The following is a 17784-nucleotide window of genomic DNA, read 5'->3' as shown; positions in this document are numbered from 1 at the left end:
GCTAGGTAGTCGAGTGTGTACCTGCCTAATCAAACTAAACCAGGCTCGGCATGCAGAGCGCAGCAGACCGCAGGTCGGCGTAGCCAGGCATCTTTACCGCTTCGATGTAGGAGCATTAATTACTTCCGAGGTAAAGATGCTGCGCTGCACTCTGCATGACGCTATTGATTTTTACCGCGTGAGCCCCGGAAACAGGGCTGCGATGGCCGAAGCAAAGAAGTTAACCCCAATGGCTAGCGTAATAAAGCCGATGATGCGCGCCATGGCCGCCATGCCGGGCTTGCCCAACACGCGGGTGAGCCGCAGCGAGAAGAGGAGGATGATGAAAGCCGCCAGCGCCACCAGCACAAACCCGGCGATGGTCATGGCTTTGTCGAGGTAAGTGGGGCGGATGAGGCCGATGCAAATGGCCATGGAGCCCGGCCCCGAGAGCATGGGCATGGCCAGCGGCGTGAAGCTGATGTCGTCCTTGTGCTTGCTTTCTTCGAGGGCGGCGGGACCCACCCGGTCGCGGTTGGCGCCGGGCGTGAGCAGGCTCGAACGCCGAGCGCATGAGCAGAATGCCGCCCGCGATGCGCAGATGCTGAATGTTGATGCCGAAAAAATTGAGAATGTACTGCCCGCCAAAAAAGGCCACGCTCAGGATGGCCACCATGTAGATGCAGGCCCGCAGCGCGGTGCGCGCCCGCTCCGAGGCCCGGTCGTCGGCCGTGAGGGTCAGAAAAACCGGCATCGCCCCAAACGGATTGACGATGGAAAACAAGGTGGTGAAGGTGGCGAGGAGAATTTCCATAGGTCGCAAAGGTAGGAGAAGGCAGGGGCTGGACGGAAAAGCCTTATTTTGCCGCTTCAACAGCGGAGTTTAGCTCTGCGCCGTATAAATCTCCGTTACTTCCCGCTTCCCACTCAATGATTCCTGACGCTACTGCCGGCAGCCCTTCGTCTAATTCCGACGATGACCGCCCCAACCTTGAAATACCTTTAGTCGGCATCATTATGGGGTCGAAATCGGATTTGCGGACCATGTCGGCCGCTTCCGATGTGCTCCGCCAGTTCGGCATCCCGTTCGAAATCACGCTGGTGTCGCCGCACCGCACGCCGCACCGCATGGTGGAATACGCCGAGAATGCCCGCAAGCGCGGCCTGCGCGTGCTCATTGCCGGTGGGGGCGGGGCTGCCCACCTGCCGGGCATGGTGGCGGCTTTTACCACGTTGCCCGTCATTGGCGTGCCCATCAACAGCACCCTTTCCATTCAGGGGCTGGATTCCATTCTGAGCATGATTCAGATGCCGACTGGTGTGCCCGTGGCCACGGTAGGCGTCGACAGTGCCGCCAACGCCGCCGTGCTGGCCACCCAGATGCTGGCCATTAACAATGCCCGCCTGACCGATGCGCTGGAAAAATACCGCATCACGCTCAAAGACCGGGTGATGCGCACCATCGAAGAGCTGCGGAAAGGCGGCTTTCAGGACGATGTATAATACTTTGCCCCGCCTCGATGTCTGATTTTCTTACCCTGTTTGTTACCGTTGGCCACTGGGTGGTGTGGCTGGTAGGCGGGCTGGCCATCGTGGCCACCCTCTTGCCGATTTTGCGCGAAACCGCGTGGTGGATTCGGGCGTTCGATTTCCCGCGTCTGCAAATTGTGGCCGGTCTGGTCCTGAGCTTTGCGGCGGCCCTGGCGCTGCCGGAAGAGCCGGGGTTTGGACGCACCTTTTTCACGGTGAGCCTGGGCGTAGCCCTGGTGTACCAGGCGTATCGCATCTGGCCCTACACGCCGCTGCACAGCCTGCAAGTGGTGGCCTCCAGCCGCCCCGCCGACGACAACGACAACCACATCAGCCTGATGGTGGCCAACGTGCTGATGTACAACCGCGATGCCTCGCGCCTGCTGGGCCACATCAACAAATTACAGCCCGATATCGTGCTGGCCGTGGAAACCGACGACTGGTGGTTGAGCCGCCGAGCGCATCGAAAAAACGTATACCTACACCTGCCACGCCCCGCTGCCCAACACCTACGGCATGCTGGTGTTTTCGCGGCTGCCGCTGCTGGAGCCGCAAATCCGGTACATTCTGGACAAGGAGATTCCCTCGTTCCACGGGTGCGTGGTGCTGCCCAACAAGGTGTCGGTTAACCTGCACTTTCTGCACCCCAAGCCGCCGGCGCCGCAGGAATCGAAGAGTAGTGCCAAACGCGATGCCGAGCTGCTGGTAGTAGGCAAGGTGATTCACCGCCAGGACGCCCGCCCCACCATCGTGGCCGGCGACCTCAACGACGTGGCGTGGTCGCACACGTCCGAGCTGTTTCGGCGCATTTCGCGCCTGCTCGACCCGCGCATCGGGCGGGGCATGCTGCCCACCTTCCACGCCGACCACAAGCTCCTGCGCTGGCCCCTGGACCACGTGTTTCACTCGGCCCACTTCCGCCTGCAGCGCCTGGAGCGGCTGGCCCACATCGGCTCCGACCATTTTCCCATCTACATCCGCCTTAGCTACGAGCCCAGCGGCTGGCACGAGCAGGAACGGGAGCTGGAAGTGGCCGACGCCGGCGACCACCAGGAAGCCGAAGAGAAAATAGAGGAAGGCGTGGCCGAAGCGGCCGACCCCAACGCCGATTAGCTCAATGGAGCTAAACCCAAAAGCGAGAAGCGGGGCTTCGCGTCCTTAGGATACCAGGAATAACGCTGGTGCCCAGGACGCGAAGCCCCCTTCTCGCTTTTTATTGGCGGCTAACTTTTAAACCGATGAGGCAGCTAGCGGCGGGCCGACTTGCCTGATTCGCGCTTGGCCGTCACCAGGTCAATGGTCTGGAAGTCGGTGGGCTGGCTCACCCGGCCCGAGGCGCTCACGTAGGTGGGGCGCACGCGCATGGTCAGGCGGCGGCCGCTGCCGGTAAAGTCGGCGAGGCCGGCGGCGAAGGCGGCGGGCGTGGAGCTGGCCGTCAGCTCCTTGGGCACGTTCATGTCGATGGCGATGGGCAGTGTCACGATTGCGCTCGACTCCAGCTCGGTGTTGGTGCCGGTTACGCCTTTAGTTAGCTCCTTGCCATCGAGCAGCACCTGGTAGTCGAGCTGCTTGAGCTGAATATTCTCCTGGCTGGAGTTGCGGGCGTACACGCGCATCCGCAGGCGCAGGGGCAGGTTGTTGGCTTGCTGCGCGGTTTGCAGCTTAGCTTGTTGGGCGGGGGTGAAGTCGCTGGCTTGGCGCACAAACAGTATGTCCTGGCCGCCGAGCTTGGCTTCGTCCATGAAGTTGAGCCGGAACTGCATCTGGTCGTAGGCAAGGTCCTCTTTGGCTTCGTTCGAGATGTTGCTCTTTTTGGAGCTGGGCGACTCTTTCACTTGTTCGCTCACGCTGCATTGGCTGGTGGCAAACAGCAGCGCACCAAAAGCAAGCGCCCGAATCGGAAATAAGTAGGAGGTTGGTTTCATAAGTAAAAAAGGCCTGGGGAGGGAGGCGAATGCCGCGCGAGCTATTACGGGCTGTAATCGGGCTTGCTTACGCGAAAGGGTTAATGTTGGGCTAAAAATAACGCTTCGCAAGGCGAATGCCCGAAAAGTAACCAAACTATCTGCTGCGGCTACTACTGGAAAGCTGCTTCCAGACAGGCCCCCCACTGCGGAAAAGCCCACAAAAAAGGCCGGAAGCTTACGCCTCCGGCCTTTTTTAGCTTAATCGGCAACCGATATTATTTGCCGTCTACTTCTTCGTAGTCGACGTCGGTTACGTGGTCGGCGGGCTGGCCCTGGCCGTTGCTGCCAGCACCTTGGCCGTCGCCGCCGGGGAAGCCCGCGCCGGGCTGGCCGGCTCCGCCGCCTTCGCCACCGCCAGCGGCGTACATCTCCTGCGAGGCAGCCTGCCAGGCGGTGTTGATGGCCTCCATGGCCGTGTCAATGCGGGCGAGGTCTTTGGCTTCGTGGGCCGATTTGAGGTCGGCCAGCGCGCCTTCGATGGCCGTTTTGTTGCCACCGCTCAGCTTCTCGCCGTACTCTTTCAGCTGCTTCTCGGTCTGGAAAATCATTGAGTCGGCGGCGTTCACCTTGCTGATGCGCTCGGTTTCGGCTTTGTCCGATTCGGCGTTGGCCGCGGCCTCGTCGCGCATGCGCTTGATGTCGGCTTCGCTCAGACCCGAGCTGGCTTCGATGCGGATTTTCTGCTCTTTGCCGGTGCCTTTGTCCTTGGCGGTTACGTTCAGGATGCCGTTGGCGTCGATGTCGAAGATTACCTCAATCTGCGGCACGCCACGGGGTGCGGGCGGGATGCTGTCGAGGTGGAACTTGCCGATGGTGCGGTTCTGAGCAGCCAGCGGACGCTCGCCCTGCAGCACGTGGATTTCTACCGAAGGCTGGTTGTCCGACGCCGTCGAGAAGGTCTCCGATTTCTTGGTCGGGATGGTCGTGTTCGACTCGATGAGCTTGGTCATCACGCCGCCCATGGTCTCGATGCCCAGCGACAGCGGGGTCACGTCGAGCAGCAGCACGTCCTTCACTTCGCCAGTGAGTACGCCGCCCTGGATGGCCGCGCCGATGGCAACCACTTCGTCGGGGTTCACGCCTTTCGAAGGCTTCTTGCCGAAGAACTTCTCCACTTCCTCCTGAATGCGGGGAATGCGGGTGGAGCCACCCACGAGGATAACCTCATTGATGTCCGAAGTCGACAGGCCAGCGTCTTGCAGGGCCTTCTTCACCGGCTCCATCGAGCGACGCACGAGGTCGTCGGCGAGCTGCTCAAACTTAGCGCGGCTCAACTTCACCACCAGGTGCTTGGGCCCGAGGCCGTAGCGGTGATGTAGGGCAGGTTGATTTCAGTTTCGGTCGAGCTCGACAGCTCAACTTTGGCTTTCTCGGAGGCTTCCTTCAGACGCTGCAGGGCCATGGGGTCCTTGCGCAGGTCGAGGCCTTCGTTTTCGCTGCTGAACTGGTCGGCCAGGAAGTTGATGATAACCTGGTCGAAGTCGTCGCCGCCGAGGTGGGTGTCACCGTTAGTGCTCAGTACTTCAAACACGCCATCGCCGAGCCTCGAGGATGGAGATGTCGAACGTACCACCGCCGAGGTCATACACGGCAATTTTCTGGTCCTTGTGCTTCTTGTCGAGGCCGTAAGCCAAGGCCGCGGCCGTGGGCTCGTTGATGATGCGCTTCACGTCGAGGCCGGCAATGGCACCGGCTTCTTTGGTGGCCTGGCGCTGGGCGTCGTTGAAGTAAGCCGGTACGGTGATAACGGCTTCGGTTACGGTAGTGCCCAGGTAATCCTCGGCGGTCTGCTTCATTTTCTGAAGCACCATGGCCGAAATCTCCTGCGGCGTGTAGTTGCGGTCGCCAATTTTCACGGCCACCGTGTTGTTGGCGCCGCCGAGTACCTCATAAGACACGTGCTTCTGCTCCGCCGTAACTTCGTTGAAGTGGCGGCCCATGAAGCGCTTGATGCTGGAAATCGTGTTTTTGGGGTTGGTAACGGCCTGGCGCTTGGCAGGGTCGCCCACCTTGCGCTCGCCCTTGCCCCCGTCGAGAAACGCAACGATGCTGGGGGTGGTGCGGCGGCCTTCGCTGTTGGGAATTACAACGGGTTCGTTGCCTTCCATTACGGCCACGCACGAGTTGGTGGTGCCGAGGTCAATGCCGATTATTTTGCCCATGTTTTTGGGTGTTGGTTAGTTAGGAGTGGAATGTCAGGTCAAGGCAGCTTTTCAGCCGCTACCAGGAGATTACAAGCAACGTACCAGCGTCGTTTCAATGACAGATTGTCACCGATTGGCGGCCAGCGCCCAGGTTATGCGACGCAGTGGCGCAAGGATTGCGGGCAGACGGATTTTTCCTGACAGGGGTGCAGGAGGCGGGAGTTGTTGAAGCTTCAGATTCAGCTCAAGCATCTTCAGGAAACTTAGCGCTTCAGAAAAGTCCGCACTGCTGCTTCCTTTTTGCCTATAATAGCATTTCAAGTACGGTCCGTGGCCCAGGGCGGCAAAGTCATGCAGAAGGGGGTAGAGACGCATACTTGCGTCTAGTCGTAGAACGATAACGCCCGAACAATTTTCAGACGGCGCGGACGCCGAGACGCAAGTATGCGTCTCTACATCGCTCGAAACGCCAAAAACTAAACCAGTCGCTATGGCTTCAGTGGGCGACGCGGTGCAGCTTGCGGCCCTTTATCGCCTTTCACAGCCACCGAACGATGCGCCGGGTTTTTGGTGGCCGAGAACTTGGCCTTCAGCTTCCGGGACTCTTCGGGCGTCAGCTCACGCCATTGGCCGGGTTCCAGGCCCGAGACTTCCAGGCTCGTCGATGCGGGCCCGGATGAGGCGCAGGCAGGGCAGGCCCACGGCCGCGCACATTTTGCGCACCTGGCGGTTCATGCCCTGCGAAATGGTGATTTGCAGCCAGCCTGGTGGGAATGCTGGCCCGAAACCGAATGGGCGTGCTGCGTTCCCAGAGGTCGGGGGCTCGGGCAGGGCGTTGGCTTGGGCCGGCGCGGTGCGGCCTTCTTTTATCTGCACGCCCTGCCGCAGCTGCTGCAGCGCTTCTTCCGAAACGGTGCCTTCTACCTGGGCCCAATAGGTTTTCGGGACTTTGAATTTGGGGTCGCTCAGGCGGTGCTGCAGGGCCTTGTCGTCGGTGAGTAGGAGCAGGCCTTCGCTGTCAAAATCGAGCCGCCCCACCGGGTATATGCCGGGTACGGGCACAAAATCCTTGAGCGTGGCGCGGCCGTGCTCGTCGGTAAACTGAGTGAGGACTTCGTAGGGCTTGTTGAGCAGAATGTAGCGCATGGGGGCAGATGATGGTAGGAACGCGCCATGGCGCGTTCAATCGTTGAACGGTAAAGGAGGGCGCGGAAGCAACCAGGCGCCGAACGCGCCTAGGCGCGTTGCTACTGCCACCAGCGAGAGCGTGGCAGCTCGGTGCCCAAAGTTACCGGTTCGCCCAGATGCGGGGTGGTGATGGGCTGCTGCAGGCGGGCAGCCTCGGCGGTGGCGCGCGTCACGGGCTCGTTCCAAGGGTGGTTGGCCTCGGTGAAAGCGCCCCAGTGTACGGGCAGCATCAGCTTGCTGCGCACATCGAGGGAAGCCTGCACGCTTTGCTCGGGCATCATGTGAATCTGGGCCCATTGCGTGTTGTATTGGCCGCACTCCATCAGGGCGAGGTCGAAGGGGCCGTGGGTGGCACCGATGGTGCGGAAGTGCGGCCCGTAGCCGCCGTCGCCGCTGTAAAAGACGCGCTTAGTGGCCGACTTCATCACCCACGAGCTCCACATGGTGGAGTTGCGGTTGGTGAGGCCGCGGCCAGAAAAATGGCGGCTGGGCGTGCACACCAGCGTGAGGCCGTCCACCCGGGCGCTGTCGCCCCAGTTCATCTCGGTGATGCGCTCCGGGGCCACGCCCCAGGCTCGCAGGTGTGGGCCGATGCCCAGCGGCACGTAGAAATGAGCCACTTTGCCTTTGATGCGCTGGATGGTTGGGTAATCGAGGTGGTCGTAGTGGTCGTGCGAAATCAGCACGGCGTCGATGGGCGGCAGCTTCTCGGCGCTGATGGGCAGGCTGGGGTTGTAGCGGTTCGGCGTAGCCCAATTTACTGGTCCCATTTGCACGCTCAGCATGGGGTCGAGCAGAATGTTCTTTCCCGCCAGCTCCACGAGGCTGGCCGAATGCCCAAACCACGTCACGCGCACCAACTCGGGCGATTTGCGCACGATGGTGAGCGAATCCAGCGGCTGCATGGGCAAGGGGACTTTGGGAGTCGCATTAGGAGATTTTGGAACAAAAACTTCCAGAGCACGCCCAAGGTGCTGCCGCCGGTCATTACCTCGGTGGGCACCAGATTCACAAACTCACCATCCCGATAATGCCCCGATTTGGCATATTCCTGCTTTTCGGCTGGGGTGGGCTTGCCACCAAACTCGGGGCTGATGCCGGTAAAAACTACTGCTGCGATTAGTGCCGCTGCAATCAGGCCGCTCGATGCCATGAGAAAATATCTTAGACGTTTGCTCATGAATGGGCGAGGGAGTTAGCATGGGCCAGCGCCACGATGTCGGGCACTTCGAGCACCGGCTTCGGGTAGCCTTGCTTCACGGCTTTCAGCATGGCAGTGCCCACTTCCTGCATCGTCGACACGTATTTGGGCATCAGCCGGCGCAAGATGGGGTAGAGCCAGTCCAAGTACTTATAGGCTTTCTGGGCATGGCGCTGGCCGGGCGTGGGGCGCATAAAGCCGGGTCGGAACATGTAAGCGGCCCGGAACGGCAGGCGCAGCAGCTCGTTTTCGGTTTGGCCCTTCACGCGGGCCCAGTGGCTGCGGCCGCGTTCGGTGCTGTCGGTGCCCGCGCCGGTCACGTAGCAAAACACCATATTGGGGTTCAGCCGCGCGAGCTTTTGGGCCACGGCCAGCGTGGTGTCGTGGGTGAAGTGGACGTAGCCTTCCTTGCTTATGCCCAGCGAGGAAATGCCCGCACAGTAAAAGCACGCATTGTACCCCATCAGCCTGGGCCTCAATGCCCGCCAGATTCTGGAAGTCGGGGACGAGCAGCTCCCGCACCTTCGGATGCGTCAGGCCGCTGGGCCGGCGACCCAGTACCAGCACTTCTTCCACATCAGGGTCGCGCAGGCATTCGAGCAGGACGCCTTCGCCTACCATGCCCGTGGCGCCAGTCAGTATGGCTTTGATTTTCATAAGCGGACGCGAGAAATAATATGATTGCGCAGGTAGTGACGCGCAGGCCGCGTTTCTACTTTGAGCAGGGTCGTTATTTCTCGCTTTTGGGTTGGAAAGCGCTGTTTCAAACCATCCTGCTGAGCCGAACGACATGCTGACGCAGGACTGTCATGCTGAGCGTAGCCGAAGCATCTCGCGTGTGGTAGTAACTCAATCGATTGAATTAGTTGTGCAAGCGAGATGCTTCGGCTACGCTCAGCATGACGGTCTATTAACAAGCATAATCAGCCCACCCGCTACACGCTGCCCGAATACTTCCGCACGGCCCACTCCACCGTCAGGAAAGCCAGAATTACGAAGAAAATCCACTTCAGATTGATTAAATCCTTGAGGTCTTCTTCGGCGGTGATAACCGGCTTGTAGTTGGCTTTCAGAATGTCCTGCGCCAAGCGGTCAAATTGAGCCGGGTAGTAGAGCCGCGAGCCGGTGCGGCGCGAAAGTTGAGCCAACAGGTTGTGGTCGGCTCGCGACTCCAGGGCTTCGAGCGGCTGCGACTGCACCAGCAGCTCGCCGGCATCCTGCTGGGGCTGGCCGCCGAGGGTGGCGCGGGCCTGGTATCGGTAGAGGCCGGCCGGCAGCGGGCCCAGGTGCAGGGGTGAGCCGTCGTCAGGGTTGGAGAAGCTGAAGCGGCGCACCTGCTTCTTTTCGTCGGTGAGGGTGAGGTCGATTTTCTGGTTGTAGAGGCGCTCGAACACCGCGTTGTAGGTTTCAGCGCCCAGCGTCACGTCGTCCTGGGTGCCGAAGCTTTCCTGCGTGGGGTACACGTCGAGGCGCTTTTTGTTGGCGTTTTGGGTGAGCAGGCTGCAGCGTGCGGATGATGAGCCGGTCGTAGGCTTCGGGCTTGTCGTCGTGCTCCACGGCTTCGCTCAGGCGCCACTGCCAGCTGCCATCAGTGAGGAGGGTGGCCTGGCGGCGTTCGGCCGGGCCACCAAAAACCAGCAGCGGCTTTTGGGTGGCCACGCGGCCCACGCGCTGCCACAGCGCGGCCTCGGCCCCGGCGCCCAGGCGCAGGTCGCCAAACGGAACTGGGGCGGGCGGGTACGCGGCGTAGCGCCGGGCGGCTTCTTCGTCGGTCGCGAAACGCGCAAAGCCGGGGTTGGGCAGCGGCGTAACTTCGTCGGTTTGGGCACCTCGGGCCTGGATGGTGAGGCCCGTGCCCAGGCCTGGTTGTAGGCCGGCAGGTCCGACTGCGCCCCAATGATGTAGAAAGCCGGCGTGCGCTTGGCTTTTACCTGGGCCAGAATTTCGTTGCCCAGGCCGCCCTGGGCGGGCAACTGGTGCAGGATAGCTACGTCAAAATCAGCCCCGGCCCGCAGCGGTGCCACGCCGGGCAGGGCCAGCGTCAGGTCAAAATTGTCGTTGGCCAGGATGGCGGCGCGCAGCGCCTTCAAATCGGGGTGGGGGGCGGCGCCGGCCAGCAGCACGCGCAGCTTGCCTTTCACAATTTCAATAAAAGCCGTGCGGGCGTTGTTCAGCTCTGTGAACTCACCGGGCTGGGGCACCACGCGCACCTCGTAGCGCCGCTTGCCGGGGGCCGGCGCCGTAATCTGGAACACGGCGCGCGCACGCCGGCGGCCGGCCGGCAGCGTCACGCGGCGGCTGTCGAGCACGCGGTTGCCCTCGCGCAGCTCAACCGTGGCGGTGCCGCCCGCAAAGCCCTCAAAGCCCAGGCTCGGCCTCCAGCGGAAACCGGTTGCCGCTGAAGGCGACGCGGTTGTAGGTGAGGCCGGTGAGGCGCAGGTCGCGCTTGGGCACGGTGTCGCCCACCGCTACGCTGTAGATGGGGAAGTTATAGTCGGAGTAAGCGGGGCTGCGGCCCTGGTTTACGAGGCCGTCGCTGAGCAGGACCACGCCGGCCAGGTTGCGCCCTTCGTAGGCGTCGCGGGTGGTGGCCAGCAGGCGGTCGAGGTCAGTGGCGGCGGCGCCAAAACGCAGCGAATCGAGCCGCGCCGCCCGCCAGGGGTAGGGGTGAGCGCGCGGGCTTCCACCGTGAAGCCCTTGCCGCGCAGCGTTTCGGCTAGGCGGGCCAGGCCGGTGCTGGCCTGGGATAATACGTTTTTGGGGGTGAAGAGCTCGACGGACTGCGAGTTATCGACCGCCAGGACCACGGTGGGCTGCTCGGTGCGCGTGGTGGTGGTCTTCACAAACGGGCCCAGCAGCAGGTAGCAAAGGAAGCTGACCACTGCGAAGCGCAAGGCGGCCAGCCCGTAGTTGAGCTGCCTGCTCCACGGCGCCTTTGCCGAGTATTGCAGGGCCGCGTAGCCGGCGCCCACGGCCAGGCACAGGAGAATAAGCCAGGGAGAATAGAGAGTGGTCAGCAAACGAAAGTCGGATAGAATCAGCGCTAAAGGTCGTCACCGGCCGCTAAGGTTGCAGGCCATGGTTCAACGGCGCAGCACCGTAACCAGGCTCGGGGCTGGTAAAGATGCTGACGGGTGAAATTACACTTTCTGACAACGGCAGGCGACTGCCGTACCGTTCTATCATTTTGGCTTGCACGGCGGGGTGGCTCAAATCAAAGTCACGCAGCTGTTGCAGCTTGCCAATTCGGCGATTAAGGCCCCGCTCGTACACTTTCCAGATTAGCTCCGAGCAATAAATCCGGTCGTCGGACCAGCCAAAATACAGGTCGTAGTTGTGCCCCAGCATCGGCCGGCCCGCGGCTTTAAGGCGGGCTAAAGCTGCGGGCGTCAGCGCCGTTTGGGCATCATGCAGCCGCTTGGTGACGAAGTGGCCTCCTTTGCCGCGGGCTATCCAATCGTCCAACGGCGTCAGCTTCACGGGCTGCACCGCTTCGAATACTTGCCATTGGCCATCTTGTTGATACAAAATGCCGCAGTGGCTGTATTGGGAATGTGTAGCCAATTGGATGGCCTGGCTCTGGGCCGATTGCGAGGTATGAAAAATCAGGTCGCCGTCGTGGAGCTGATGGACGAATGAATTTGATGCCTCTTGGTTGAATTGGGCTATGCGCCGCATCACAGCCTTTCCCTTGGCATAAGGAACATAGAAGTGCGCAAAGCCCAAGATTAGGAAGTATAGCGTAAGTAACCCCAACGCAAGCCAGATAATAATGCGAGTTGTCATTTTTGCTATCTGCACGTTCCTTGAAGACCTTACCTAATACTGGTGCTTTAGAAATGATAAACGTCCCAAAAAGCAGTGAATTGCTTAATGGGACGTTTTATTTGAATCACTAGGTTTTCCTTAGGTCAGCATGCCGCCATCTACCTGCAGCACCTGTCCGGTGATGTAAGCAGAATCGTCCGACGCCAGAAACGCCGTGGCTTTGGCTACGTCTTCCGGGGTGCCGCCGCGCTTGAGCGGGATGGCCTTGCGCCACTCGTCTACCTGCTTGGGGTCGAGGGCGTCGGTCATTTCGGTTTCGATAAAGCCCGGGGCAATTGCGTTGCAGCGGATGTTGCGCGAGCCCGGCTCCAGCGCCACCGACTTGGTGAAGCCGATGATGCCGGCCTTGCTGGCGGCGTAGTTGGCCTGCCCGGCATTGCCTTTGATGCCCACCACGCTGGTCATGTTGATGATGGAGCCGGCTTTGGCGCGCATCATGGGCTTGGTGGCGGCTTTGGTCAGGTTGAACACTGACTTGAGGTTGACGTTGAGCACGTTGTCCCACTGCTGCTCGCTCATGCGCATGAGCAGGCCGTCCTGCGTGATGCCGGCGTTGTTGACGAGGATGTCGAGCTTGCCGAAATCGGCCACCACGTCCTCAATCAGCTTTTCGGCCTGGGCGTAGTCGGAGGCGTCGGAGCGGTAGCCTTTGGCTTTGGTGCCGTGAGCCGAGAGCTCGGCTTCCAGGGCCTGGCCTTTTTCGACGGAGGAGAGATAGGTGAAGGCCACCTGGGCACCCAGTTGGGCAAAATGTGCCGCGATGGCGCGGCCAATTCCTTTGGAAGCGCCCGTTACGAGGGCCACTTTTCCGGTCAGCGTTTGAGTCATGGGGCGAAGGTAGGTATTCCAGCTGTTAGCTTTTAGCCGTTAGCTGTTGGCTTTTGGAGGTAGCTTGCAGGCCTGAAAAGCTAGCTTGATAAAGAAGCTAACAGCTAACAGCTATTAGCTAACAGCTTACGAAATGGATATTTGTATTTTGGGCGCGGGCCCCGGCGGGGCCACCGCCGCCCTGCACCTGGCCAACGCCGGCCAAACCTGTTTACTGCTTGACCGCGCCGCTTTCCCGCGCGACAAAGTTTGCGGCGATGCCCTCAGCGGCAAGGTATTGAGCGAGTTGAAGCGCATCGACGAAAAGCTGACCGGGCAGCTGGCCGCCGCGCCCATGCAGGTTCCGAGTTGGGGCATCGATTTCTTTGCGCCCAACGGCCGCCGCCTCGGCATCCCGTTCAAGCCCAAGTTCGACAAAGCCACCGACCGCGCCGCCGGCCACGTGGCCAAGCGCATTGATTTCGACAACTTCCTAGTGGAAGAAGTGCGCCAGCGGCCCGAAATTGACTTCCGCGAAAACGTGGACGTGGCCCGAACCGAGCGCACCGCCACCGGCTGGCAGCTGCTCGACAAAGCCGGCCGCGAAATAGCCACCTGCCGCATCTTGCTGGTGGCCAACGGGGCCCAATCGGAATTTGCCCGCAAAGTGGCCGGCCATGCCCTCGAGCCCGACCACCACTGTGCCGGCCTGCGCACCTACTACGATAAAGTAACCGGCCTGAGCCCCGACAACTTTATTGAGCTGCATTTCATCAAGGACTTCCTGCCCGGCTACCTCTGGGTGTTTCCCTTGCCCAACGGCCAGGCCAACGTGGGCGTGGGCATGCTCTCCAAAACGGTAGCCGCCAAAAAAATCAACCTCCGCCAGCGGCTCGATGAAATCCTGGCTACGCACCCCACGCTGGCCCCGCGCTTTGCCCAAGCCGAGCGGCTGGGCCCCGTGCGCGGCTTCGGCCTGCCGTTGGGCTCCAAGCGCCGCTCGCTGTCGGGGGCTAATTACATGCTGCTCGGGGATGCCGGCTCGCTCATCGACCCCTTCAGCGGCGAGGGGATATCGCACGCCATGGTGAGCGGGCGCCACGCGGCCATCTGGGCCGCCCAAGCCGTGGCCAAGGCCGATTTCAGCCCAGAATTTCTCAAGAACTACGACAAAGCGGTGTACAACCGCCTCGGCCAGGAGCTGCGCCTGAGTCGCGTGATGCAGCGGCTGCTCAACTTCCCCAGCCTGTTCAACATCGTGGCCAACCGCGCCGTGAACAACCCCACGCTGGCCGAAACCCTCTCCGCCATGTTCATGGATTTGGACTTGCGCGAGCGGCTGCGCCAGCCCAGCTTTTACTTCAAGCTGCTGTTTGGCGGGAAGTAGAAGTGCGTTGGGCTTAATAAAAACTGCGTCATGCTGAGCGAAGCGGCGGCACCTCACCCCCGGCCCCTCTCCCTAGGAGAGGGGAGCCACGGCACAAACTTCAGCTCAATTGCCAAAAACAGAAAGGCCCGGCTCAAGTGAGCCGGGCCTTTCTGTTCGATTGCATTACGTCAAGCTCCCCTCTCTTTTGGAGAGGGGCCGGGGGTGAGGTGCCCCGGTTGCGGCTCAAAAGGCAAGCGGGATGCTTCGGCTGCGCTCAGCATGACGCTCTTTTACGACTAATTTTTAGCTCAACTTCCCTAGCGCTTAGTAGCTGGGCGTGCCGCCGGCTTTGCGCCCGGCGTTTTGACGGGCTCTTTTCCTTCGTTTTTCACATATCGCCGGAGGCTCTTCGCAGCTTCGGGGTTGAGCTTGGTGGCCCGCTCCAGGTCGCGGCGCGCTTCGGGTAGCTTGTCAAACGATGAGTAGCTGATGCCCCGGTATTCCCACGCGTCGGCATAGGTGGAGTCGAGCTGGATAGCGCGGGTAAAATCGGCCACCGCGGGCTTGTATTGGTACATCTGCATCTTGGCCACGCCGCGGCCGAAGAAAGATTCTTTATCGTCGGGTCGGTACTTGAGGGCACCTGAAAAGTCCGAGGCAGCCGCTTTGTATTGCTTCATCATCAGGCGGTTTACGCCGCGGTTGTAGTACGCGTCGGGGTTGGTGCGCTCGTAGCGCAGAGCGGCCGTGTAGTCGGGGAGGGCTTCTGCGTATTTTTTGAGGTAGCTCTTGGCTTTGGCCCGCTGCAGGAGGGCCGTGGCGTTTTTGGGGTTGGCTTTCACGGCCGCTTCGGCGGTGGTCAGCATGGTGCGGTATTCCGCCGTGGTCATCTTCTTTTCCTTGGCCCGCTCGGCCGAGGCTACGGCGGCGCTGGGCACGGCGACAGGGGCCGCGGTGGCGGCCGCAGCATTGTCCACTACGTCCATGCCCTCCTTGGTGGCATCGGGTACGGGAGCGCCGGTCACTGTGGGGGTGGCGTGGTGGCATCGCTGGGGGTGCGCGCATCGGGAGCCGTGGCCGCGGCCCCGGTGGAATCAGGGCGCAGGGCACCCGTGGCGGTAGGCGCCTCGAGGGGCTGGCTCATGGCCGAGGGTTTCTCCTTCTCGGTAACGGTAGAGGCGCAGTTGGTTAGAAAGGCCAGCAGCCCAAGGGCGGCGAGGGGCGTGCGGAAAAGTGTTTTCATGGCGTGGGGTAGGGAAAGGCGGAGGCGGGTTGAGCTATAAGCCGGGGCTTATACGGTGCCCGAACAAGATTGGCTGCTGGGCCGCCCCTCGGGCCAACCCCAGCAGCAAGTTTCGGGCACGTGGGCCGGAATAGCCGCGCGGTACGGGGCCGCGGCTATCTTTGCCCCACAATGGGTGGGTCCCCCAGGCGGGCCCGGTGTACTTTTTCTTCCTGAGCATTTTATGGCATTGCAATTTGATTTGGTCGTGGTCGGCAGCGGCCCCGGCGGGTACGTGGCCGCCATCCGGGCGTCGCAATTGGGCTTGAAAGTGGGTGTTATCGAGCGTGAATCCCTCGGCGGAATCTGCCTCAACTGGGGCTGTATTCCCACCAAAGCGCTGCTCAAGTCGGCGCAGGTGTTCGAATACCTCAACCACGCCGCCGACTACGGCCTGAAAGCCGAGGGCGTGAGCTTCGACTTCGGCGCCGTGATTGGCCGCAGCCGCGGCGTGGCCGACGGCATGAGCAAGGGCATCAACTTCCTGTTCAAAAAGAATAAGATTGAAACCGTGATGGGCACCGGCAAAGTGCTGGCCCCCGGCAAAGTAGAAGTAACCAAGGCCGACGGCAGCAAAGAAACCGTGGAGGCCAAGAGCATCATCCTGGCCACCGGCGCCCGCTCGCGCGAGTTGCCCACCATGCCGGTTGACAACAAGAAAATCATCGGCTACCGCAAGGCCATGAGCATGGAGCAACTGCCCAAGCGCCTCGTGGTGGTGGGCTCGGGCGCCATCGGCGTCGAGTTTGCCTACTTCTACCGCACCATGGGTTCGGAAGTGACGGTGGTGGAATTCCTGCCCCGCATCGTGCCGGTAGAAGACGAGGAGGTGTCGCGCCAGATGGAGAAGTCGTTCCGCAAAATCGGCGTGAACGTGCTCACCAGCGCCGAAGTAACCAAAGTGGATACTGCTGGCGAAGGCTGCAAAGTGACCATCAAAACCGCCAAGGGCGAGCAGGTGATTGAGTGCGACGTGGTGCTAAGCGCCGTTGGCGTAACCACTAACCTCGAGAACATCGGCATCGAAGAGCTGGGCATCAAAGTAGAGCGCAGCCGCGTGATTGTCGACGACTTCTACCAGACCAACGTGCCCGGCATCTACGCCATCGGCGACATCGTGCCCGGCCCCGCGCTGGCCCACGTGGCCTCAGCCGAGGGCATCATTTGCGTTGAGAAAATCGCCGGCCACCACCCCGAGCCGCTCAACTACCAGAACATCCCCGGCTGTACCTACGCCTCGCCCGAAATTGCCAGCGTGGGCTACACCGAAGCCGAAGCCAAAGCCAAAGGCTACGATGTGCTGGTGGGCAAGTTCCCCTTCTCGGCCTCGGGCAAAGCCAGCGCCGCCGGTGCCAAAGACGGCTTCGTGAAAGTCATTTTCGACAAAAAATACGGCGAGTGGCTCGGTGCCCACATGATTGGCATGAACGTGACCGAGATGATTGCCGAAGTAGTAGTAGCCCGCAAGCTGGAAACCACCGGTATGGAAATCGTCAAGGCCGTGCACCCGCACCCTACCATGTCGGAAGCCATTATGGAAGCTGCCGCTGCCGCTTACGGCGAGGTGATTCACCTGTAAAGTTTCCACTGATATTCCTCAGTGAAAGACCTTCTCAATTTAATTGGGGAGGTCTTTTTCTTGCTTCAATATCTCAAGCACTTATGCATAAAATCTACATTCTTTTCGTATTTCTTTTCACAACTTTAACTGGCTGTGGAGTTAACGTTAGCGAGTCAGGAACTGATGCAGTCATGCAGGAATACGGCGGTAGCCTGATGGCTAAAGCTGGCGAAAATACTTTAACGGATACTTCGGCAGTGCAAGGCCGCTACGTAGAGTTGGAGCTTACCAATGATAAACTGGAAACGGTTTTTCCGAAGCTCAGCATCCCGGCTTCAAATTGTGCCTATCTGTTCTACCAAGCCGTCAGCCAGGCAGAGCGGGCCAAGTATGACTACATCAGAATCACTATCAAGGGCAAGGACAACAGCTACTCGCATTCATACCGGCTGAAGGAACTGGACACTGTAGAAATGGCTAAAAATAAGTTTGATGAAGTTGGACGACTACTTAAAAGCGAGAATTATGATGCCCTTCTCAATCAGCTGGATGTTAATTATTTTCCGCCAGCAGAATTCGGGAAAGTCAAACCGATGTTAGAGGAACTTGATAAGCAATTCGGCAGAACCGGCGGGTTCAAATTACAGGGCTTTGAATTCTTTGATTACGTCAATAACGGAGATAAACAACGCTTGCTAATGATGTACAGCTTGCTGACTAAGCAACGCAAGCAAGCCCTTGTTGCCTTGACGCTCAATACATCAGCTTCAATTACTGCTCCCAACATCGCCGGCCTCAAATTATAGTAGTTGATTCTGTTTTAGCATGGAAGGAAAGCACTTGAGTTGTCAAGTTTTCCTTGACAACTGAATTTTGAAAAAGCAATGTGCACATAATGCACATTGCCTGGTCTAGGTTGGGTATACTA

General features: G+C 60.3%; 21 protein-coding genes and 2 pseudogenes. 7 read left to right on the top strand and 16 right to left on the bottom strand.

Annotated elements, in window-relative coordinates; translation table 11 throughout:
- Positions 1-171 precede the first annotated feature (171 nt).
- Together ACFQT0_RS20050 and ACFQT0_RS20045 are read right to left on the bottom strand one after the other, a co-directional pair.
- Positions 172-504 carry a MarC family protein gene (locus tag ACFQT0_RS20050; RefSeq protein ID WP_380204902.1) on the bottom strand — a complete coding sequence of 111 codons (333 nt, stop codon included), beginning with the start codon at positions 502-504 and terminating at the stop codon, positions 172-174.
- A 91-nt stretch (positions 505-595) separates the two neighbouring features.
- A pseudogene (locus tag ACFQT0_RS20045) lies at positions 596-733 on the bottom strand (MarC family protein); the annotation flags it as partial.
- A gap of 263 nt (positions 734-996) precedes the next feature.
- Here ACFQT0_RS20045 and purE point away from each other — a divergent pair.
- From purE to ACFQT0_RS20030, 3 genes are all read left to right on the top strand, one after another.
- A complete protein-coding gene (gene purE / locus ACFQT0_RS20040) occupies positions 997-1482 on the top strand; it encodes a 5-(carboxyamino)imidazole ribonucleotide mutase (RefSeq protein ID WP_380204901.1) in 486 nt (161 codons plus the stop codon).
- Positions 1483-1544: 62 nt separating this feature from the next.
- Complete coding sequence (locus ACFQT0_RS20035) at positions 1545-2138, top strand: hypothetical protein (RefSeq protein ID WP_380204900.1); 594 nt, start codon at positions 1545-1547, stop codon at positions 2136-2138.
- Entirely contained in the window at positions 2026-2622 is a 597-nt protein-coding gene (locus tag ACFQT0_RS20030) for an endonuclease/exonuclease/phosphatase family protein (protein ID WP_380204899.1), read from the top strand. The genes ACFQT0_RS20035 and ACFQT0_RS20030 overlap by 113 nt, the downstream gene beginning before the upstream one ends.
- A 134-nt stretch (positions 2623-2756) precedes the next feature.
- Here ACFQT0_RS20030 and ACFQT0_RS20025 read toward each other — a convergent pair whose 3' ends face one another.
- The 5 genes and pseudogenes from ACFQT0_RS20025 to ACFQT0_RS20005 form a co-directional block, all read right to left on the bottom strand.
- On the bottom strand, positions 2757-3434 hold the full coding sequence (locus ACFQT0_RS20025) for a hypothetical protein (protein WP_380204898.1): 678 nt from the start codon (positions 3432-3434) through the stop codon (positions 2757-2759).
- A gap of 257 nt (positions 3435-3691) precedes the next feature.
- A pseudogene (gene dnaK, locus ACFQT0_RS20020) lies at positions 3692-5638 on the bottom strand (molecular chaperone DnaK).
- Between the two features lie 600 nt (positions 5639-6238).
- A complete protein-coding gene (locus ACFQT0_RS20015; RefSeq protein ID WP_380204897.1) occupies positions 6239-6766 on the bottom strand; it encodes a pseudouridine synthase in 528 nt (175 codons plus the stop codon).
- A 101-nt stretch (positions 6767-6867) separates the two neighbouring features.
- Positions 6868-7713 (bottom strand): MBL fold metallo-hydrolase, encoded by an 846-nt coding sequence (locus ACFQT0_RS20010; RefSeq protein WP_380204896.1) that lies wholly within the window; start codon positions 7711-7713, stop codon positions 6868-6870.
- 271 nt (positions 7714-7984) lie between these two features.
- A complete protein-coding gene (locus ACFQT0_RS20005) occupies positions 7985-8473 on the bottom strand; it encodes an epimerase (protein ID WP_380204895.1) in 489 nt (162 codons plus the stop codon).
- On the opposite strand from ACFQT0_RS20005, the gene ACFQT0_RS20000 reads away from it, so the two are divergent.
- The gene (locus ACFQT0_RS20000; RefSeq protein WP_380204894.1) at positions 8463-8690 is read left to right on the top strand and encodes a hypothetical protein; all 228 of its coding nucleotides are present in this window, start codon (positions 8463-8465) and stop codon (positions 8688-8690) included. The two genes, ACFQT0_RS20005 and ACFQT0_RS20000, sit on opposite strands and share 11 nt — an antisense overlap.
- A gap of 254 nt (positions 8691-8944) precedes the next feature.
- Here the strand turns inward: ACFQT0_RS20000 and ACFQT0_RS19995 are convergent, their stop codons facing one another.
- The 7 genes from ACFQT0_RS19995 to fabG all read right to left on the bottom strand — a co-directional run bounded on the left by ACFQT0_RS19995 (position 8945) and on the right by fabG (position 12665).
- Complete coding sequence (locus ACFQT0_RS19995) at positions 8945-9472, bottom strand: hypothetical protein (RefSeq protein WP_380204893.1); 528 nt, start codon at positions 9470-9472, stop codon at positions 8945-8947.
- Positions 9417-9566, bottom strand: coding sequence for a hypothetical protein (locus ACFQT0_RS19990; protein WP_380204892.1), 150 nt, complete (start codon positions 9564-9566; stop codon positions 9417-9419). Before ACFQT0_RS19990 ends, ACFQT0_RS19995 begins: the two co-directional genes overlap by 56 nt.
- A gap of 8 nt (positions 9567-9574) precedes the next feature.
- A complete protein-coding gene (locus ACFQT0_RS19985) occupies positions 9575-10318 on the bottom strand; it encodes a hypothetical protein (RefSeq protein WP_380204891.1) in 744 nt (247 codons plus the stop codon).
- 49 nt (positions 10319-10367) lie between these two features.
- Positions 10368-10559 carry a hypothetical protein gene (locus ACFQT0_RS19980; protein ID WP_380204890.1) on the bottom strand — a complete coding sequence of 64 codons (192 nt, stop codon included), beginning with the start codon at positions 10557-10559 and terminating at the stop codon, positions 10368-10370.
- The gene (locus ACFQT0_RS19975; protein ID WP_380204889.1) at positions 10532-11029 is read right to left on the bottom strand and encodes a hypothetical protein; all 498 of its coding nucleotides are present in this window, start codon (positions 11027-11029) and stop codon (positions 10532-10534) included. The genes ACFQT0_RS19980 and ACFQT0_RS19975 overlap by 28 nt, the downstream gene beginning before the upstream one ends.
- Positions 11030-11072: 43 nt before the next feature.
- Positions 11073-11810: a YiiX family permuted papain-like enzyme gene (locus tag ACFQT0_RS19970; protein ID WP_380204888.1), complete on the bottom strand. Its 738-nt coding sequence runs from the start codon at positions 11808-11810 to the stop codon at positions 11073-11075.
- A 105-nt stretch (positions 11811-11915) separates the two neighbouring features.
- Entirely contained in the window at positions 11916-12665 is a 750-nt protein-coding gene (gene fabG / locus ACFQT0_RS19965; RefSeq protein ID WP_380204887.1) for a 3-oxoacyl-[acyl-carrier-protein] reductase, read from the bottom strand.
- A 133-nt stretch (positions 12666-12798) separates the two neighbouring features.
- On the opposite strand from fabG, the gene ACFQT0_RS19960 reads away from it, so the two are divergent.
- On the top strand, positions 12799-14031 hold the full coding sequence (locus ACFQT0_RS19960; RefSeq protein ID WP_380204886.1) for a geranylgeranyl reductase family protein: 1233 nt from the start codon (positions 12799-12801) through the stop codon (positions 14029-14031).
- 299 nt (positions 14032-14330) lie between these two features.
- Here ACFQT0_RS19960 and ACFQT0_RS19955 read toward each other — a convergent pair whose 3' ends face one another.
- Together ACFQT0_RS19955 and ACFQT0_RS19950 are read right to left on the bottom strand one after the other, a co-directional pair.
- Positions 14331-15038 carry a tetratricopeptide repeat protein gene (locus tag ACFQT0_RS19955; protein WP_380204885.1) on the bottom strand — a complete coding sequence of 236 codons (708 nt, stop codon included), beginning with the start codon at positions 15036-15038 and terminating at the stop codon, positions 14331-14333.
- Positions 15035-15256, bottom strand: a complete 222-nt coding sequence (locus tag ACFQT0_RS19950; protein ID WP_380204884.1) for a hypothetical protein — start codon at positions 15254-15256, stop codon at positions 15035-15037. Before ACFQT0_RS19950 ends, ACFQT0_RS19955 begins: the two co-directional genes overlap by 4 nt.
- A 223-nt stretch (positions 15257-15479) precedes the next feature.
- On the opposite strand from ACFQT0_RS19950, the gene lpdA reads away from it, so the two are divergent.
- A complete protein-coding gene (gene lpdA, locus ACFQT0_RS19945) occupies positions 15480-16874 on the top strand; it encodes a dihydrolipoyl dehydrogenase (protein ID WP_380204883.1) in 1395 nt (464 codons plus the stop codon).
- Between the two features lie 83 nt (positions 16875-16957).
- A complete protein-coding gene (locus tag ACFQT0_RS19940) occupies positions 16958-17662 on the top strand; it encodes a hypothetical protein (RefSeq protein WP_380204882.1) in 705 nt (234 codons plus the stop codon).
- Positions 17663-17784: the final 122 nt, after the last annotated feature.

It is taken from the genome of Hymenobacter humi (assembly GCF_042665855.1).
Lineage (GTDB): Bacteria > Bacteroidota > Bacteroidia > Cytophagales > Hymenobacteraceae > Hymenobacter > Hymenobacter humi.
The sequence above is the reverse complement of the archived record's forward strand: the minus strand, read 5'-3'. Positions and strand labels throughout refer to the sequence as shown.

Coding starts and splice junctions, on each gene's coding strand:
- purE (WP_380204901.1), top strand. CDS start 997: ATGGGGTCGAAATCGGATTTGCGGACCATGTCGGCCGCTTCCGATGTG.
- ACFQT0_RS20030 (WP_380204899.1), top strand. CDS start 2,026: ATGCTGGTGTTTTCGCGGCTGCCGCTGCTGGAGCCGCAAATCCGGTAC.
- ACFQT0_RS20025 (WP_380204898.1), bottom strand. CDS start 3,434: ATGAAACCAACCTCCTACTTATTTCCGATTCGGGCGCTTGCTTTTGGT.
- ACFQT0_RS20015 (WP_380204897.1), bottom strand. CDS start 6,766: ATGCGCTACATTCTGCTCAACAAGCCCTACGAAGTCCTCACTCAGTTT.
- ACFQT0_RS20010 (WP_380204896.1), bottom strand. CDS start 7,713: ATGCAGCCGCTGGATTCGCTCACCATCGTGCGCAAATCGCCCGAGTTG.
- ACFQT0_RS20005 (WP_380204895.1), bottom strand. CDS start 8,473: ATGGGGTACAATGCGTGCTTTTACTGTGCGGGCATTTCCTCGCTGGGC.
- fabG (WP_380204887.1), bottom strand. CDS start 12,665: ATGACTCAAACGCTGACCGGAAAAGTGGCCCTCGTAACGGGCGCTTCC.
- ACFQT0_RS19960 (WP_380204886.1), top strand. CDS start 12,799: ATGGATATTTGTATTTTGGGCGCGGGCCCCGGCGGGGCCACCGCCGCC.
- ACFQT0_RS19950 (WP_380204884.1), bottom strand. CDS start 15,256: ATGAAAACACTTTTCCGCACGCCCCTCGCCGCCCTTGGGCTGCTGGCC.
- lpdA (WP_380204883.1), top strand. CDS start 15,480: ATGGCATTGCAATTTGATTTGGTCGTGGTCGGCAGCGGCCCCGGCGGG.
- ACFQT0_RS19940 (WP_380204882.1), top strand. CDS start 16,958: ATGCATAAAATCTACATTCTTTTCGTATTTCTTTTCACAACTTTAACT.